The sequence below is a fragment of the Phenylobacterium sp. Root700 genome (assembly GCF_001429025.1).
Lineage (GTDB): Bacteria > Pseudomonadota > Alphaproteobacteria > Caulobacterales > Caulobacteraceae > Phenylobacterium.
In genome coordinates this window covers 68,814-85,691 of sequence record NZ_LMHT01000015.1, presented here as the reverse complement: position 1 = coordinate 85,691, position 16,878 = coordinate 68,814, and the positions used below count along the sequence as shown (strand labels likewise).

At 68.5% G+C, this 16,878-nt stretch carries 14 protein-coding genes; 8 read left to right on the top strand and 6 right to left on the bottom strand.

Going from position 1 to position 16,878, the window contains the following annotated elements:
* Nucleotides 1-65: 65 nt before the first annotated feature.
* On the top strand, nucleotides 66-2,132 hold the full coding sequence (cckA, locus tag ASE02_RS09945; protein WP_056733705.1) for a cell cycle histidine kinase CckA: 2,067 nt from the start codon (nucleotides 66-68) through the stop codon (nucleotides 2,130-2,132).
* 49 nt (nucleotides 2,133-2,181) lie between these two features.
* A complete protein-coding gene (locus ASE02_RS09940) occupies nucleotides 2,182-3,099 on the top strand; it encodes a mechanosensitive ion channel family protein (protein ID WP_056733703.1) in 918 nt (305 codons plus the stop codon).
* Here ASE02_RS09940 and ASE02_RS09935 read toward each other — a convergent pair.
* Together ASE02_RS09935 and ASE02_RS09930 are read right to left on the bottom strand one after the other, a co-directional pair.
* Nucleotides 3,096-4,307 (bottom strand): TIGR03862 family flavoprotein, encoded by a 1,212-nt coding sequence (locus ASE02_RS09935; protein WP_056733701.1) that lies wholly within the window; start codon nucleotides 4,305-4,307, stop codon nucleotides 3,096-3,098. The two genes, ASE02_RS09940 and ASE02_RS09935, sit on opposite strands and share 4 nt — an antisense overlap.
* Before the next feature lie 41 nt (nucleotides 4,308-4,348).
* Nucleotides 4,349-4,732, bottom strand: coding sequence for a hypothetical protein (locus ASE02_RS09930; protein WP_056733698.1), 384 nt, complete (start codon nucleotides 4,730-4,732; stop codon nucleotides 4,349-4,351).
* Between the two features lie 182 nt (nucleotides 4,733-4,914).
* On the opposite strand from ASE02_RS09930, the gene ASE02_RS09925 reads away from it, so the two are divergent.
* The 4 genes from ASE02_RS09925 (at nucleotide 4,915) to ASE02_RS09910 (ending at nucleotide 9,534) form a co-directional block, all read left to right on the top strand.
* Nucleotides 4,915-6,867: a DEAD/DEAH box helicase gene (locus ASE02_RS09925; protein ID WP_056733696.1), complete on the top strand. Its 1,953-nt coding sequence runs from the start codon at nucleotides 4,915-4,917 to the stop codon at nucleotides 6,865-6,867.
* Nucleotides 6,868-6,998: 131 nt separating this feature from the next.
* Nucleotides 6,999-7,745, top strand: coding sequence for a TVP38/TMEM64 family protein (locus ASE02_RS09920; RefSeq protein WP_056733694.1), 747 nt, complete (start codon nucleotides 6,999-7,001; stop codon nucleotides 7,743-7,745).
* Nucleotides 7,746-7,806: 61 nt separating this feature from the next.
* The gene (locus ASE02_RS09915; protein WP_056733693.1) at nucleotides 7,807-8,823 is read left to right on the top strand and encodes an NADP-dependent oxidoreductase; all 1,017 of its coding nucleotides are present in this window, start codon (nucleotides 7,807-7,809) and stop codon (nucleotides 8,821-8,823) included.
* A gap of 3 nt (nucleotides 8,824-8,826) precedes the next feature.
* Nucleotides 8,827-9,534: a YoaK family protein gene (locus ASE02_RS09910; protein WP_369818546.1), complete on the top strand. Its 708-nt coding sequence runs from the start codon at nucleotides 8,827-8,829 to the stop codon at nucleotides 9,532-9,534.
* On the opposite strand, the gene ASE02_RS09905 is transcribed toward ASE02_RS09910, so the two are convergent.
* The 3 genes from ASE02_RS09905 to ASE02_RS09895 form a co-directional block, all read right to left on the bottom strand.
* Nucleotides 9,531-9,734, bottom strand: a complete 204-nt coding sequence (locus ASE02_RS09905; RefSeq protein ID WP_056733688.1) for a hypothetical protein — start codon at nucleotides 9,732-9,734, stop codon at nucleotides 9,531-9,533. The genes ASE02_RS09910 and ASE02_RS09905 overlap by 4 nt on opposite strands.
* 58 nt (nucleotides 9,735-9,792) lie before the next feature.
* The gene (locus tag ASE02_RS09900) at nucleotides 9,793-11,424 is read right to left on the bottom strand and encodes an AMP-binding protein (RefSeq protein ID WP_056733686.1); all 1,632 of its coding nucleotides are present in this window, start codon (nucleotides 11,422-11,424) and stop codon (nucleotides 9,793-9,795) included.
* Nucleotides 11,425-11,567: 143 nt separating this feature from the next.
* Entirely contained in the window at nucleotides 11,568-12,578 is a 1,011-nt protein-coding gene (locus ASE02_RS09895) for a fatty acid desaturase (protein ID WP_056733684.1), read from the bottom strand.
* 192 nt (nucleotides 12,579-12,770) lie between these two features.
* On the opposite strand from ASE02_RS09895, the gene ASE02_RS09890 reads away from it, so the two are divergent.
* On the top strand, nucleotides 12,771-14,624 hold the full coding sequence (locus tag ASE02_RS09890; protein WP_056733682.1) for a DUF885 family protein: 1,854 nt from the start codon (nucleotides 12,771-12,773) through the stop codon (nucleotides 14,622-14,624).
* 4 nt (nucleotides 14,625-14,628) lie between these two features.
* Here ASE02_RS09890 and ASE02_RS09885 read toward each other — a convergent pair whose 3' ends face one another.
* Nucleotides 14,629-16,257 carry an EAL domain-containing protein gene (locus tag ASE02_RS09885; protein ID WP_056733680.1) on the bottom strand — a complete coding sequence of 543 codons (1,629 nt, stop codon included), beginning with the start codon at nucleotides 16,255-16,257 and terminating at the stop codon, nucleotides 14,629-14,631.
* A gap of 124 nt (nucleotides 16,258-16,381) precedes the next feature.
* Between ASE02_RS09885 and ASE02_RS09880 the strand changes: the two genes are divergently transcribed.
* Nucleotides 16,382-16,876 (top strand): NUDIX hydrolase, encoded by a 495-nt coding sequence (locus ASE02_RS09880; protein ID WP_162257162.1) that lies wholly within the window; start codon nucleotides 16,382-16,384, stop codon nucleotides 16,874-16,876.
* The last annotated feature ends 2 nt before the right edge of the window (nucleotides 16,877-16,878 follow it).

The following is a 16,878-nucleotide window of genomic DNA, read 5'->3' as shown; positions in this document are numbered from 1 at the left end:
AAGATTGCGTGACTGATTCGCCTGAGGCCATCGCCTCTCCGTCTGGCATCAACCGAGGCCTCCCTATGGCCAAGTCGTCGAACCTTGATGGCGCTCGTCGCCGTTTCGACCTGCTGACGGTGTTCGCGGCCTTGTGCTTCGTCGCTGCGGTCGGCTTTGCGGCTGTGCCGGCGATCGACGCCGGCGCCTCGACGCGGGCCGGGCTGATGCTGCTGATCGGCCTGGCCGGCGTCGCCTGCCTGGGGCTGTTCGCGCTGCGCAATTCCGCCGCCCCGGCCCCGGCCGCCGAGCCGGGCGCCGACCAACTCATCGACGCGCTGTCGGAACCGGCCGCCATCGCCGCCGCCGACGGTCGCATCCATGCCGCGAACGCCTCGTGGCGTTTGGTGCTGGGCGCCGCCGCGCGCCTGCCCAAGGGCGGCCCCTCGGCCGCCAGCCTGTTCTCGGCCCTGACCGCCGCGCGTCGCGGCGAGACCGCCCAGGCCTCGATCCGCAACAATGGCTCGGAGCACTCGGCCACCGTCGCGCCGCTGGGCGAGCGCCGCTTCCTGGTCCGGCTGACCGAGCCGACGCCGCTGGCCCTGCCGCCGGCCGCCGCCGAGGTGCTGAACGCCTTCAACTCCGCCAAGCCGCCGCCGCCCAAGGTGCTGGACGCCTTCGCCGCCGCCTCGCCGTTCGGCGCGGCGCTGCTGGATGGCGAGGACCCCTTCGCCGCCACCATCATCGAGGCCAATCCGACCCTGTCGGCGGTCGCCGGCGGCGGCGCGGCGGGCACGATCTTTGGCGAACTGATCGACGCGGCCTCGCGCACCGACGCCGCCCAGAAGCTGGCCGATGGTCATGTCGGCGCCCTGGAGGTCCGGCTCGCGTGCGACCTGACCAAGGTCGCCCACCTCTATCTTTCCAAGAGCGACGGCCGCTGGGTCGCCTATCTGGTCGACGTCTCCGAGCAGAAGCAGATCGAACTGCAGCTCTCCCAGAGCCAGAAGATGCAGGCCATCGGCCAGCTGGCCGGCGGCGTGGCGCACGATTTCAACAACCTGCTGACCGCGATCTTCATGCAGCTGGACGTGCTGGCCCAGCGCCACCCGGTCGGCGATCCCTCCTATGAGGGCCTGAACGAGATCCGTTCGACCTCGGCCCGCGCCGCCGACCTGGTCCGCAAGCTGCTGGCCTTCTCGCGCAAGCAGACCGTCCAGCGCGAGACCCTCGACCTTGGCGAACTGATCAGCGAGTCCGAGGTGCTGCTGCGCCGCGTGCTCTACGAAGACGTGAAGCTGGAGACCGAGTACGGCCGCAACCTGCCGCACGTCCGCGCCGACCGCAGCCAGATCGAGACCGCGGTGATGAACCTGGCGGTCAACGCCCGTGACGCGGTGCGCGCCCATGGCGGCGGCGTGGTCCGCATCCGGCTGGCCCGCCTGACGCAGGACGAGGCCGTGGCCCACGGCTATCCCGCCGCCCAGGGCGATCAGGCCCTGATCGAGGTGTCCGACGACGGTCCCGGCATTCCGGCCGACGTCATGGACAAGATCTTCGACCCCTTCTTCACCACCAAGCCGGTGGGCGAGGGGACGGGCCTGGGCCTTGCCACCGTCTACGGCATCGTCAAGCAGTCGGACGGCTGGATCAGCGTGGCCTCCAAGCCGGGCGAGGGCGCGGCCTTCCGCATCTTCCTGCCGGTGCATGTGCCCAGCGCCTCGTCGCCGGCCCTGGTTCCGGTCGTCAAGACCGCGCCGAAGGCCCGCGATCTCTCGGGCGCCGGCCGCATCCTGTTCGTCGAGGACGAGGACGCCGTGCGCGGCGTCGCGGCCAAGCTGCTGCGGGCTCGCGGCTACGAGGTGATCGAAGCGGCCTCGGGCGAGGAAGCCCTGGAACTGGCCGAGGAGTACGCCGGCAAGATCGACCTGATGATCTCCGACGTGGTGATGCCCGGCATGCAGGGGCCGGACCTGCTGAAGCACGCGCGGGTCTACCTGGCCGGCGCGCCGGTGATGTTCATCTCCGGCTATGCCGAGGCGGAGTTCTCGAACCTGCTGGAAGGCGAGGAGAACGTCTCCTTCCTGCCCAAGCCGATCGACATCAAGACGCTGGCCGAGCGGGTGAAGCAGGAACTCCAGAAGGCCGCCTGACGTATTCACCGATTGGCCTTGCGCCGCCGAGGAGTGCTAAGCGACCGTCATGCAGCGATTTGAAACCGAGCTCGCCGACCGTCTGCGTCAGACCGTGACGACCGACGAGAACGTCCTCCACAAGTTCATCAACGCCGCGGGCGACCTCGCCGTGAACCTGGTGGTCGCGGTGATCATCCTGACGGTCACCTGGTGGGCGGCGGGCTGGGCCTCGCGCCTGGTGCGCCGGCTGATCGCCAGGGTGCATGGGGCCGGGCCGCCCGACGTAACGCTGCAGAGCTTCGCCGGATCGCTCGCCCGCTACCTGGTCATCGTCGTCGGCCTGATCGCGGTGCTGCAGCAGCTCGGCGTCCAGACCACCTCGATCCTGGCGGTGCTGGGCGCGGCCTCGCTGGCGGTGGGCCTGGCCTTGCAGGGCACGCTCAGCAATGTGGCGGCGGGCGTCATGCTGCTGCTGTTCCGGCCCTACCGGGTCGGCGACACGGTGGAGATCGGCGGGCGGACGGGCACGGTCAAGACGCTCGACCTCTTCGTCACCGAGCTGGCGACCCCTGACAACCTCAAGGTCGTGCTGCCGAACGGCAAGGTGTTCGGCGATGTCATCGTCAACACCAGCTACCACAGCCGTCGCCGGGTCGACGCCGTCTTCCGGGTCGACACCAAGCGCGACATGGCCGCGCTGCTGGCGGGACTGAAGGCGCGGGCCGAGGCCAACCCGCTGGTGCTCAAGGACCCGGCTCCGGCGGTCGAGGTCACCGGGATGTCGGAAGCCTATGTCGAGGGCGTGGTGCGGGCCTGGGTGGAGACCGCCGACTTCGGCGCGGTGAAGGCCGACCTGATGCTGGCGGCGCGGCTGCTGGCCGACGGTGAGAGCCAGGCCCTGCCGCCCCTGCCGACGCCGCGCGTGAAGGCCGCGCCGGCGGCCCGCAAGCGCCGGCCCTCGATCCGCGACCGCCTGAACTCCTAGCTCTTTAGCGCCGCCTTGGCCGCCGCGACCCCGGTCGCGAAGCAGGCCTGCAGCAGGTAGCCGCCAGTCGGCGCCTCCCAATCCAGCATTTCCCCGGCGGCGTAGACGCCCGGAATGTCGCGCAGCATCAGGTCTTCGCCTAGCGCCGAGAACGACACGCCGCCGGCCGTCGAGATCGCCCGGTCGATGGGGCGCACGGCCTTGAGCGTGATCGGCGTCGACTTGATCGCGCGCGCCAGGGCGCCGGCGTCCTTCGGCAGTTCGACGCCATGGCCTTCGCGCAGCAGGTTGATCTCGGCCGGGGTCAGGCCGGCGGTCTTGCGCAGCAGGTTGGTCGTCGACTGGCCGCTGACGACCTTGTGCAATCGGTCCGCCAGCTTAGGACGGCTGACGTCGGGGCGAAGATCGACTTCTAGAACCGCCGACCCGTCGCGTGCGATCGCCGCGCGCAGATCCGCCGACAGCGCATAGACCGCGCCGCCCTCGATCCCGTAGTCGGCGACCATGGCCTCGCCGCGCACCGTGCGGCCGCCGAAGCTGAGGGCGATGTTCTTCAGCGGGTGGCCGGCGAAGCGGGTGCGGAACAGCTCGGTCCAGGCGACATCGAAGCCGCTGTTGGACGGTTGGAAGGGCGCGAGTTCGACGCCGCGTCCGGCCAGGGCCTGCGTCCACGCGCCGTTTGATCCCAGGCGCGGCCAGCTGGCGCCGCCCAGCGCCAGGATGGTGGCGTCGGGACGTGCGGTCTCGACCTGGTCGCCTTCGACCTGGAAGACCAAATCGCCGGCCTCGTTCCAGCCGCGCCAGTCACGGCGGGTGCGGAACTCGACGCCCTGGGCGTTCAGCCGCGCCAGCCAGGCGCGGAGCAGGGGAGAGGCCTTCAGCGCACGGGGGAACATCCGGCCGCTGGAGCCGATGAAGGTTTCCTGGCCCAGACCCTCAGCCCAGGCGATCAGGTCGGCCGGGGTGAAGGCCTCCAGGATTGGCTTCAGCCGTTCGGCCTGCGCGCCGTAGCGGGTGACGAAGGCGGCGAGGTCCTCGGAATGGGTGAGGTTCAGCCCGCCGCGCCCGGCCATCAGGAACTTGCGGCCGAGCGTCGGCATCCGGTCATAGACGACGACGGCTGCGCCGGCGGCGCTCAGCACTTCGGCGGCCATAAGCCCGGCCGGGCCGCCACCGATGACGGCGGCATTCTTAATTCGTTGGGTCATGGCGGCAGGTCACGTCCTATTCCGCCACGAATGTCCAGCGATTAGGGCGCGAAGCTCGATCTGGCCTTCACGCCCCAATGGCCGTTTTCGCAGGTGATGACGTAGATCGAGTTGAATCCGCCGATCACCGAACCGTCCTTCCGGTAGCGGGTGAAGCGGGTGTCCAGGTGCACCTTGTCGGCCCCGGCGTGGATCACCTCGCGGCGCTCCCAGGCCGAATGGTCCCAGTCCGACAGCGGGCCGCGTTCGAACATCTGCGGTTGGTGGTGGCCAGGCTCGATCACCGTCAGGGTGTTGGAGGCCAACCGCACGCTCGGAAAGTTGAACGTGGCCTCGAAGGCGGGCAGGTCGCGGGCGTTGAACGCGGTCATGAAGGCGTCGGTCACGGCCATGGCCGCGGCGATCTCGGTCTCGTTGGCAGGCATTGGAACTCCCTTTTTGAGGCAGCTTGCCACGCCCGGCGCCGGTAAAAACAGTGGTTTTCGCCCTGCGGCCCTTCCGCACCAGTTAATGAATTCCTTGCCGCAAGGCTTGCCGTAACGTCTTGCTTGGCCTCTAAGGCGCGCCCGCGCGTTCTTTGTGTGTGGCGCGAACCGACAGGACGACAATGGCCTTCCCCGAAATCCACCCCGCCTTGGCGCGCGCGCTCGCGAGCCAGGGCTACGCCGAACCCACCCCCGTTCAAGAGGCGGTGCTGACCGAGGAGGCCGCTGGCCGCGACCTGCTGGTCTCGGCCCAGACCGGCTCGGGCAAGACCGTCGCCTTCGGTCTGGCCGCTGGTCCGACCTTGCTCGGCGACGAGGCCCGCTTCGGCAAGCCGGGCGCGCCGCTCGCCCTGGTCATCGCCCCGACCCGCGAACTGGCCATTCAGGTCAGCCGCGAGCTCACCTGGCTCTACGCCGACTCCGGCGCGAAGGTGGAAACCTGCGTCGGCGGCATGGATCCGCGCCGCGAGAAGTTCGCGCTGCAGGACGGTGTCCACATCCTGGTCGGCACGCCCGGCCGCCTGAAGGATCACCTGGAGCGCGGCAACCTCGATCTGGGCTCCCTGCGCGTTCTCGTCCTCGACGAGGCCGACGAGATGCTCGACATGGGCTTCCGCGAAGACCTGGAAGAGATCCTCGACTCCTCGCCGGTCGATCGCCGCACCCTGCTGTTCTCGGCGACCATCGCCAAGGACATCGCGGCCCTGGCCAAGCGTTACCAGAAGAACGCTCTGCGCGTCGACACGGTGCGCCGCGACGAACCGCACGGCGATATCGAGTACCGCGCCATTCGCGTGGCGCCGAATGAGATCGAGCTGGCCGTCGTCAACGTGCTGCGCTTCTACGAGTCCCCCGGCGCCCTGGTGTTCTGCAACACCCGCGAAGGCGTTCGTCACATGCATGCGGCCCTGCGCGAGCGCGGCTTCGCCGTCGTCGGGCTGTCCGGCGAACTTGGCCAGCGTGAACGCTCCGAGGCGCTGCAAGCGCTGCGTGACGGCCATGCCCGCGTCTGCGTCGCCACCGACGTCGCCGCCCGCGGCCTCGACCTGCCGGACCTGGGCCTCGTGATCCACGCCGACATTCCGATCAATAAGCCGGGCCTGCTGCACCGCTCGGGCCGGACGGGCCGCGCGGGCAAGAAGGGCATCTCGGTCCTGCTGGTCTCGTACACTCGCCGCCGCAAGGCCGAGCAGCTGCTGGCCTCGGCCGGCATCGAGGCCCATTGGCAAGGTCCGCCGACCGCCGACGAGATCAAGGTGAAGGACCAGGTCCGCCTGCTGGAAGACCCGATCCTCACCGCGCCGATGGCCGAGGAAGACCTGGCGCTCGCCAAGCTGGTGCTGGAAAATCGCAGCGCCGAAGAGGTGGCCGCGGCCCTGATCCGCCTGTACCGTCAGCGTCTGCCCTCGCCCGAAGAACTCTATGACGACGCGCGGATGCGCGACTCCCAGAGCCGTGACCGTGAGCGCCCCGTGCGTGGCGGCGACCGCTACGATCCGGCCGATCGTGACGGCGGCCCTGTCGGCCGCCCGCCGCGCATGGCGCCGGAAGACGTCTCGTGGTTCCGCATCAGCGTGGGCCGCGACAAGAACGCCGACCCGAAGTGGCTGATCCCGATGATCTGCCGCCTGGGCCATGTCACCAAGAAGGACATCGGCTCGATCAAGATCTTCGACCGCGAGACCAAGTTCGAGATTTCCAAGGAAGCCGAACCGAAATTCGCCGCCGCCGTGAAGGCGACCGTGGCCGACGAGATCAAGATCGAACCGTCCTCGCCTCCGGGCGGTCCGACCTCGCCGCCGCGCGGTGGTCCGAACCGCAAGGGCCCGCCGACTGGCGACCGCCCGTTCCGCAAGGGGCCTCCGGGCGAAGGCAAGCCGGCGTTCCGCAAGGGCCCGCCCGGCGAAGACAAGCCGGCGTTCCGTAAGGGGCCGCCTGGTGAAGACCGTCCTCCGTTCCGCAAAGGCCCGCCGCGTGACGGCGCCAAGCCGGCCTTCAAGGGACCTCCGGGCGCCCCCGGCCCCAAGGCCGGCAAGCCGCCGTGGAAGAAAAAAGGCAACGACGAACGCCGCTAGGCGTCTTGGTCTGGTCACAAAATCAGCGATAGGCTCACGTCAGCTTCCGGGACGACTTTGCGTTTAGTCGCCCGGAGGCCCTGACTTCCGAGGGGCTATCCCCAGGGGGATGGCGATGTGGGACGCGCCGCATGACCGAGGCTGAGCCGCCCGTTCGTAAAGCCTTGCGGGCTTTCGCCCGCTGGACCCCGGCGGTTCTGTTGATCGCGGCCACGGTCTGGCTCTACGCCAGCGGCCTGGCCACCGACATCTCGCTCGACAACATTCAGGCCCACGAGATCCGCCTGCGCGCGGAGGTGGCGGCGACGCCGCTCCTGGCCCTGGCGGTCTTCACCATCCTTTACGCCGTGGCCACCGCGGCCTTCGTGCCGGTCGGGCTGGTGTTGATGCTGGCCGGCGGGTTCCTGTTCGGCCCGCTGGTCGGAACCCTGGCCACCATCGTCGGATCGACCGCTGGCGCGGTCATGGCCTATCTGGCCGCGCGGTTCGCCGCCGGCGACCTGATCCGTGATCGGCTGGCGAGCGGCCGCCTGCGCAAGCTGGTCGAGGGGTTCGAGCGCGCGCCGTTCCGATACCTGCTCACCCTGCGCCTGGTGCCGCTCAGTCCGTTCGGGCTGGTCAATGTGGCGGCCGGCTGCGCCCGCGCGCCATTCCAGGCCTATCTGGCGGCGACGGCGCTGGGCGCCGTGCCTTACTCGCTGATCTATAGCTATCTGGGCGACGGCCTCGGCGAGGCGTTCCTGACCAGCCGCACGCCCACGGCCTCGATCCTGCTCACGCCCGACATCGCCTGGCCGCTGACGGCGCTGGCGGTCGTGTCGCTGCTGACGGCGCGGCTGAGCCGCCGGGACCGGATCGGCGCCGGAAACCTCGCCTAGAACGCTCGACTTCCCTTAGGGCGCGGCCGCATGATCCCGCCTTCTCAGGGAAGGGAACGTCATGCCGATCAATCGCCAATGGGTCCTGCGCCATCGCCCGGCCGGGGAGATTGGTCCGGGCGACCTCGAACTGGTCGAAAGCGTCACCCCCGAACTGCAGGACGGCGAGGTCCTGGTTCGCAACATCTACCTGTCGCTCGACCCCACCAACCGCATCTGGATGAGCGACCAGGATCAGTACCTGCCGCCGGTGCAGATCGGCGACGTCATGCGCGGCGGGGTGATCGGCGTGGTCGAGCAGTCGCGGGCCACGAGCCTGCCGGTCGGCGCCATCGTCAATCCCGGCCTCGGAGGCTGGCAGGACTACACCGTGGCGCCGGAATCGATGGCGCGGCGCACGCCGCAGATCCCCGGCGTGCCGCTCACCGCATATATGAGCGTGCTGGGGGCCACGGGCCTCACCGCCTATTTTGGCCTGATGGATATCGGCAAGCCGCAGCCGGGCGAGACGGTGGTGGTGTCCGCCGCCGCCGGCGCCGTGGGTTCGATCGTCGGCCAGATCGCCAAGCTGAAGGGCTGCCGGGTGATCGGCATCGCCGGCGGGGCCGAGAAGTGCCGCTGGATCACCCAGGATCTCGGGTTCGACGCGGCCATCGACTACAAGTCCGAAGATGTGAGCGCGGCCTTGGCCCGACTGGCGCCCAACGGCGTCGACATCAATTTCGAGAACGTCGGCGGCAAGGTCATGGACGCCGTCATGGGTCACATGAACAACCACAGCCGCATGCCGTTGTGCGGGATGATCTCGACCTACAACACCGCTGGCCCCGTGCCAGGCCCGAGCGACTTCGCCCGGGTCCTGATGCGCCGCATCCATATCCAGGGCTTCATCGTCATCGACTACCTGCCGCGCGCCGCCGAGGCGATGTCGGAACTGGCTCCCTGGGTCGCGTCCGGCCAGATCAAGTGGAAGGCCCACGTCGAGGACGGCCTGGAGAACGCCGCCACCGCCGTGAAGCGCCTGTTCACCGGCGACCACGACGGCAAGCTGCTGGTTCGCGTGTCGCCCGAGCACTAGGCGCTGTGGATCTCGAAAGGCGCGCTTGCTTGTGGAGACAGTGTCCTGAGACGCTATGATCGGCGGGTCAGGCTTCTGGCCTCGGCCCTTTCGGCTGCGGCCGGCTATGTTGACGCCGTCGGTTTCCTGATGACCGGGGGCTTCTTCGTCTCATTCATGAGCGGAAATTCTACGCGGCTGGCCGTCGGTCTGGCCGATCGCGCCGCCTATGCTGGATTCGCACTTGGTTTGATCGTCCTGTTCGTGGCCGGCGTGGCGACCGGAGCGCTGGTCGGCCGGATGGCGAAGGATCGCCGCGGCGTCGCCGTCCTCGCGCTGGTCGCGCTGTTGCTCGCAGGCGCGGCTATTTTGGCCTCATGCGGCGCGGATCGGTTCGCGGTCCTGATGCTCGCGCTGGCCATGGGGGCGGAGAACACCATCTTCACCGAGGACGGGGAGGTCAGGATCGGACTGACCTATATGACCGGCACGCTCGTGAAGTTGGGCAAGCGGATCACCGCGGCCGTTCTTGGCGAGGATCGCTTGGGCTGGGCGCCCTATCTCCTTTTGTGGCTTGGTCTCGTCGTTGGGGCCGCCCTTGGCGCCACGGCGTATCACTATGTCGGATCGCAAGCTCTCTGGGTGGCCGCGTGCATTATGGCGCTGCTGGCGATGGTCGCCGCCAGATTGCGCGTCGGCGATACGTCGTCACCACTCCCCGAGCGGCGTTAGAAGGCGCTGCGGCCATGGGTGGGGCCGGCCTTGGGGATGTCTGGTCGCACGGTTCTCAGGCATTCTGAATAGGTGGTGAGCAGCCAGGAACGATCGGGGCCGCCGCTGTCGCGCAGCGCGCTCGACGCCCCCTCGATCGCCAGGACGTCGCGCATGAGCTGGTAGGCCACCGCTTCTGGTGTCTGCGGAGTGTCGGCCATGATGATTTCCTTTGTCCGAGGCGACCGTGCGCCCCGGACATGAAGGAATTGGTCGAGCCTAGGCGGTCACGCCCAGGGCCAGCAGCGCCCGGTCTCGCGAGGCCTTGTAGTCGACCTTGCCGTTCGGAGCCCGGCCGATGCTCTCGACCACCACCAGCTCGCGCGGCGCCTTGTAGGCGGCGAGCTTGCTTTTCACGTGGCCGGCCATCTCCTCCAGGGTCGGCGAGGTCGCGGCCGGGTCGGGCTCGACCACCGCGCAGATGCGCTCGCCGAACCGAGCGTCGGGCACGCCCACCACCACCGCGTCGCGCACCGAGGGGTGGGTCTTCAGGGCCTCCTCGACCTCCTCGGGGAAGACCTTCTCGCCGCCGGTGTTGATGCACTGGCTCCCGCGTCCCAGCAGCTTCAGGGTGCCGTCGAGATTGACCTCGGCCCAGTCGCCCGGAACGCTCCAGCGTTGGCCCTCCATGGTCTTGAAGGTCTTGGCGCTCTTCTCGGCGTCCTTGTAATAGCCCATCGGCAGGAAGCCGCAGACCGCGACCATGCCGCGCTCGCCCGAGCCGGGCTCGACCCGCAGGCCGTCTTCGTTGAACACCGCGCAGTTGGGACCAAGCATGAAGGCCGCGGTCGCCGCCTCGGCGCCGGGCGCGGAGGCCGAGGCCCCCAGGCCCACGGCCTCGGACGAACCGAAGCTGTCCATGATCATCGCGTTGCGGGCGTAGGACAGCAGGCCGCGCTTGTTCTCCTGGCTCCACATCGAACCCGAGGAGCTCATCGCCTTGACGTGGGAAAGGTCCCAGCGGCCCGGATTGGCCTCCAGCGCCTCCAGCATCGGCGTGGAGAAGGCCAGGCCGACGATGACGATGTTGTCGGCCTTCAGCCGCACCGCCTCGTCCCACAGCTCCATCGGGTTGAACTGCCGAGAGGGCAGGGAGGCGACCGCCCCGCCGATATTGAGGGTGATGAAGGCCGAGAACTGGCCGGTGCCGTGCATCAGCGGGCAGCAGACCAGGGTGGTGGGCTTCTCGTAGGTCGACAGCCGGTCGCTGACGTCCTCGACCCGCTCCAACGGCGGCAGGCCCATCAGGGCATGGCCCCCGGCGCCGATAACGTTGAACAGGTCGTCCTGGCGCCACATCACGCCCTTGGGCATGCCGGTGGTGCCGCCGGTGTAGAGCAGCATCAGGTCTTCGGGCGAACGTCCCCAGGGCGCCTTGAACGGCCGCACGGGCGCCGGTCTGGCGACCACGGCCTCATAGTCCTCGGCCCAGGCCGGGGCGGGGTGGCCAGGCTCGGCCACGGCGATCCAGCGCTTCACCTGCGGTAGCTTCGCGCGCAGCGGCTCCAGCGTGGCGGCGAAGCCGGCGTGGAACACCACCGCCTGCGCGTCGGCGTTGTCGAACAGATAGGTGAGCTCTTCGCCGCCGTAGCGATAGTTGGTGTTGATCGGCGTCATGCCGGCCTTGAAGGCGGCGTAGTAGGTCTCAAGATATTCCGGGCTGTTGTAGAGGTAGGCGGCGATCTTGGCGTCGTGGGTCAGGCCGCCGGCCGTCAGGTGCGCGGCCAGGGCGTCGGCGCGGGCGTCGAACTGGCCCCAGGTCACCACCCGCTCGCCTTGGATCAGGGCCGGTTGGCCGGGTTGCCTGGCGGCGATCGCCTCCCAGACGTCAGCGAATGTCCACGCGCTCACCGCAACCTCCCATGACTTCTTCTTATGGGCCGAAGTTGGGGGGCAGGGGCGTCAGGGTGTCAACGCTGACGCCGGGTCAGGTGACGTGCGCGGAAGGCTGGGCGCATATGGAATTCCTCTCCCGAGGGAGAGGAGTATCGATCCTAAGCCAGTTGCTCGCGGCCGCGGACCTCGCGGAACGACACCAGCCGCTGGGCGGCTTCGTCCCAGAGCGCCAGGCGCGCGTTCTTGAAGCTTTCCAGCAGGCCGATGCGGCTGACGCCCTGAAGTTCGGGATGATCCTTCAGCACCTGCGGCAGGCGGTAGAAGGGGATGCGGCTCGACAGGTGATGGACGTGGTGGATGCCGATATTGGCGGTCAGCCAGGCCAGCGGCTGGGGCAGGTCGTAGTGCGAGCTGCCATGCAGGGCCGCGTCGTCGCGCTTCCAGTCTTTTTGCCGCGACCAGGACACGCCCTCGTATTGGTGCTGAACGAAGAACAGCCAGACCCCGATGGTGGCGGCGATCACCATGGTGGTGAAGTTGACCAGCATGACCGGCGCGACGCCCAGCAGCCAGATCATCACCCCGATCCCCGCCGCGATCAGCGCGGTGTTGCCCAGCGTCGAGACCCAGGGGCGCCAGTCCTTCATCATCCCGACCGGCACGCGCTGCTGCAGGAAGAACACGAAGGTCGGACCAAGGCCGAACATCACCGCCGGGTGGCGATAGAGGCGATAGCCCAGGCGCTTGCGCGGCGTCAGGGCCAGGTACTCATCGACGGTCAGCATCTCGATCACGCCCAGGCTGCGGCGGTCGAGATTGCCGGAGGTGGCGTGGTGGATCGCGTGCGTCTGGCGCCAGTAGTCGTAGGGGGTGAGGGTCAGCAGCCCGATCGAGCGGCCCACCCAGTCGTTGGCCGCCTTGGCCTCGAAGAACGAGCCGTGGCCGCAGTCGTGCTGGATCATGAACAGCCGCACCAGGAAGGCGGCGGCAGGCACGCTCAACAGCAGGGCCAGCCACCAGAGGCCGAAATGCATCGCCACCCAGCCGAGGGTCCAAAGACCCGCCAACGCCGAAGCGGTCAGCACCAGTTCAAAGATGCTGCGCGCCAGATCCGGGCGCTTGTAGGCGGCGAGCCGGCGGCTCCAGTCGGCGGGCTTGGCGTCAGTCACGTCGGCAGGTTTCCAATCGCGGAGGGCATAACCGCTATCGGCAGAATGGGGTTCTTCTGCGACGGGCTGATAACGGTGCTCGCCCTGCATTACGGCGAATTAACACGTCGCGCTACGCCGGGTTCTTGCCCCGCTTGATCGCGCGCCCCTAGGGTCCAGTCACAAATGTAACCAGTTCGGGGAGGGCGCTACATGCAAAGCCGCCGCCAACTTCTTCTGTCCGCCGCCGCCTTGGTCGCCCTGACCGGTTGCGCCAGCACGGCGCAGCCCATCGTTGCGTCCGCGCCGCCGACGCCGGCTCCTCCGCCCGCGCCCAGCGCCGCCGACCAGCTCACCAAGTTCCTGGATCAGATCTTCGAACAGGCGCTGGACGATTCGCCGCAACTCACCACCGGGCTTGGCCTGGACAAGGGCGCGCGCGCCCAGGCGAAATGGAAGCTCGACGACGCCTCGCTGACCGACAAGGCCAAGGACAAGGCGCTGAACAGCGAGCAATTGCGCCAGCTCAAAGCCATCGACCGCTCGCAGCTCTCGGGCATGTCCGGGGTCAACTACGACAGCGTGATGTTCGGGCTGGAGAGCAGCGAGGCCGCCAACCAGCGGTTCGACTACGGCTATGCGGGCGCCGGCCAGCCCTACATGCTCTCCCAGCTCACCGGCTCCTACCGGTCGACGCCTGACTGGCTCGACAACCAGCACCGCATCGAGACCAAGGACGACGCCGACGCCTATCTGTCGCGGCTTTCCGACTTCGGGACGGTGATAGACCAGGAGACCGAGCGCGCGCGCCGCGACATCGGGGCCGGCGTCATTCCCCCGGACTTCATCATCGCCCGCGCCCTGCCGCAGATGCAGGGCCTGCTGACCAGGCCGGAAGCCTCTTCGCTGGTCGCTTCGGTCGCGCGCCGGGCCAAGGAAAAGGGCATCGCCGGCGACTATGCCGGCCAGGCCGCCAAGATCTACGCTGAGAAGGTCGCCCCGGCGCTGGAGCGGCAGATCGCGCTGCTTAAGGAGGCCCAGGGCAAGGCCGTGCATGAGGCCGGCGTCTGGCGTCAGCCTGATGGCGAGGCCTACTATCAGCACGCTCTGCTCGACTCGACGACCACCAACCTGACGGCCGACGAGATCCACAATATCGGCCTGGAACAGGCCAAGGCGCTGCAGGCTCGGGCCGAGACGCTGCTGCGCGGCCAGGGGCTGACGCGCGGCACGGTCGGCGAGCGCATCCAGGCGCTCTACAAGGACAAGCGCTACCACTACCCGAACACCGACCTCGGCAAGGAGAAGCTGCTGGCCGACCTGACCGATCTGGTCGCCGCCACCAACAAGCGCCTGCCGGAATATTTTGACACGCTTCCCAAGGCGCCGCTGCAGATCAAGCGGGTGCCGAAGTTCATCGAGGCTGGCGCGCCAGGCGGCTACTACAACCAGCCCTCGCTGGATGGTTCGCGGCCGGGGATCTACTGGATCAACCTGCGCGACACCGCCGAGTATCCGAAGTGGGCGCTGCCGACCCTGACCTATCACGAGGGGGTTCCGGGCCACCATCTGCAGCTCTCGCTGCAACAGGAGGCCGACCTGCCGATGATCCGGCGGGCGACCTTCCTCTCGGCCTATGGCGAGGGATGGGCGCTCTATTCGGAGGAACTGGCCCGCGAGATGGGGGTCTATGAGGGCGATCCGCGCGGCGAGATCGGCTACATCCAGTCCTCGCTGTTCCGCGCCGCGCGGCTGGTGGTCGACACCGGCATGCACGCCAAGCGCTGGAGCCGCGAGAAGGCCATCGAGACGATGAACGCCATCTCGGGCACGCCGACCACCGCCTCGACCACCGAGATCGAGCGCTACGTCGTCTGGCCGGGCCAGGCCTGCAGCTACATGGTCGGCAAGCTGGAATGGCTGCGTCTGCGGGCCAAGGTGAAGGCCGCGCTCGGCGAGCGCTTCGATATCCGCAAATTCCACGACGCCGGCCTGCTGTCAGGCGCGATGCCGCTCACCGTACTGGACGCGGTGATGGATCAGCACATCGCGGCGATGAAGGCCTGAGGGCCTAGCCCCAGCTGTCGACCGAGCCGACCCGGCGCGCGGCGGGCTTGGCCGGCGGCGAGGGAACCGAGGGCTCGGGCTGGCTTGGGCGCTCGGCCGGAGCCCCGTAGAGCCAGCCCTGGGCGTAGTCGACACCTGCGCGCCGAACCGCGTCCTCGGCCTGGGTGTTCTCGACCATCTCGGCCAGGGTCTTCACGCCCAGCTCGGTGCACATGTGCACCAGGTGGCGGATGAAGGTGCTTTCGCGGCCGCCGTGCTGCAGCTCGCGGATGAAGCGGCCGTCGATCTTCACGATGTCGAGGGTGAGTTGCTGCAGATAGGCCAGCGACGCCGCGCCAGCCCCGAAGTCGTCGAGGCAGATCACGCAGCCCTCGCCCCGCAGGGCTTTCAGGTGCTGGTCGGCCAGGGCCAGGTTGTCGATCGCCGCGCTCTCGGTGATCTCCAGCAGCAGCCGGCCGGCGGCGAGCGGGGACTTGGCCAGCATGCTGCGAACCGCGACCACGAAGGCCGGGCTGACGATCGTGCGGCCCGAAACATTGGCGGCCAGCCGCAGGCTCGGATCGGCTGTCAGCCGCGCGATCGTCTCCTCGACCACGGCGATGTCGAGCGGCTCGATCATGTCGAGCTCCTCGGCCATGCGGATCATCGGATAGGGACTGGCGTCGTCGCCGAACCGGACCAGCACCTCATGGTGATGCAGGGCTGAATTGGCCTTCAGATTGACCACCGGCTGGAAGACCAGCTGGAAGCGCTTTTCGTGCACGGCCTGGCCCAGGACGCCGACCTCGACGAGGGTGCGCTTGATCGAGCGGTCGACGGCCTCGTCGATGGTGAGGGAGGCCTCGCCGGCCATCCCGTCCTTGATGAAATTGTCGAGCGAGAAGCGCAGGGCGCGCAGCACCTGGGCGGGCGGGGCGTCGGCCTTCAGGCCCATGGCCCGGCCGGTCGCGGTCAGGCCGTGGCTGGCATCGGTCGAGACCAGCTTGATCAGGCGCTGGACCAGCGCCTCGACCCCTTCGCCTTTTTGGCGGACCAGGGCGAAGCGGTCAGCGCCGAGGCCGGCGGCGGCGTTCCCGCCGTGGGATTGAGAGCAGATCGCGGCTGTCAGCCGTTGCTCCAGCTCCTTCGAGCCTTCGGAGCCGAGCACCTTGCGCAAGGCGGCCAGACCGCCGAATTCGACCAGGGCCAGTTCCAGCTCCAGCCCGGTGGTCTTGGCGGTCTCGATCAGGGCGGCGGCGGTGGTTTCGAACTTGGCCTTGTCGTGCAGGCCGTGGGTTTCCTTGGCCGCGGCGCGGCTGAAGGCGCAGGAAATCGCGCCGGCGTTGCCTGGCATGCGGAAGGCGGTCATCGAGGCGGCGCGTTCGACGCCGTCGGCGGCGCCGGCCAGGCTGATCACCAGGGGGCCGCCGCGCCCGCCATCCTTCAGGCCGCTGAGCAGGGCCTCCAGCATCATCCGGTCGCGAACGTCGACGAAGTCGCGCCAGGCCCGGCCGACCAGGGCGGTCTCGGCTGAACCGGACAGGGCCTCGCTGGCGCCGATGGCGAAGCTGATCGCTCCGTCCTGGGTGATCTCGAGAAGGAGGTCGGCGCTTGCAAAGGCGAAGCCGAGCAGGCGTTGAGGGCCGAGCGACAAAGGGGGACTCCATCCCGTTACGGGCAACACCCTGTCCCAGCTCAATTAATTTCACGTTGAGAGCGGTGTTCGTCTTCCTGTCTGAACGCGCTAGGCTCGCTGTCAGATCCTTATGGAGCTTGTCTTGCGCGAACGTCTGACCGCCCGTGTCCTGCTGTTCGATCCGCAGGGGCGGATCCTGCTGATGAAGGGGCGCCTGGCCAATCGTCCGCAGGGAACTTCGTCGTGGTTCACGATCGGCGGCGGGGTCGACGAGGGCGAGAGCCTGATCGAGGGCGCGATCCGCGAGATCGCCGAGGAAACCGGCTTCACCGAGGTCGAGATTGGCCCCGTGGTGTGGACGCGGGAAGGACCGGGCGTGCTGGTCACTGGCGAGCACGTGATCTTCAAGGAAAACTACATCGTCGCCCGCTGCGCCGGCGGCGAGCCGTCGCGCGAGGGCTGGGCCGACTACGAGGTCGACCTGATCGACGACATCCGGTGGTGGACGCTGGATGAGGTGGCCGCGACCACCGAGCGGATCTACCCGGAACGCTTCGGCGAACTGATCATCGACGTCGCGGCTGGGACCTATCCCGACGCGCCGCTGGCGATCACCGTGATCGCCGTCGCAAGTTAAGC

Coding starts and splice junctions, on each gene's coding strand:
- cckA (WP_056733705.1), top strand. CDS start 66: ATGGCCAAGTCGTCGAACCTTGATGGCGCTCGTCGCCGTTTCGACCTG.
- ASE02_RS09940 (WP_056733703.1), top strand. CDS start 2,182: ATGCAGCGATTTGAAACCGAGCTCGCCGACCGTCTGCGTCAGACCGTG.
- ASE02_RS09935 (WP_056733701.1), bottom strand. CDS start 4,307: ATGACCCAACGAATTAAGAATGCCGCCGTCATCGGTGGCGGCCCGGCC.
- ASE02_RS09930 (WP_056733698.1), bottom strand. CDS start 4,732: ATGCCTGCCAACGAGACCGAGATCGCCGCGGCCATGGCCGTGACCGAC.
- ASE02_RS09925 (WP_056733696.1), top strand. CDS start 4,915: ATGGCCTTCCCCGAAATCCACCCCGCCTTGGCGCGCGCGCTCGCGAGC.
- ASE02_RS09920 (WP_056733694.1), top strand. CDS start 6,999: ATGACCGAGGCTGAGCCGCCCGTTCGTAAAGCCTTGCGGGCTTTCGCC.
- ASE02_RS09915 (WP_056733693.1), top strand. CDS start 7,807: ATGCCGATCAATCGCCAATGGGTCCTGCGCCATCGCCCGGCCGGGGAG.
- ASE02_RS09905 (WP_056733688.1), bottom strand. CDS start 9,734: ATGGCCGACACTCCGCAGACACCAGAAGCGGTGGCCTACCAGCTCATG.
- ASE02_RS09890 (WP_056733682.1), top strand. CDS start 12,771: ATGCAAAGCCGCCGCCAACTTCTTCTGTCCGCCGCCGCCTTGGTCGCC.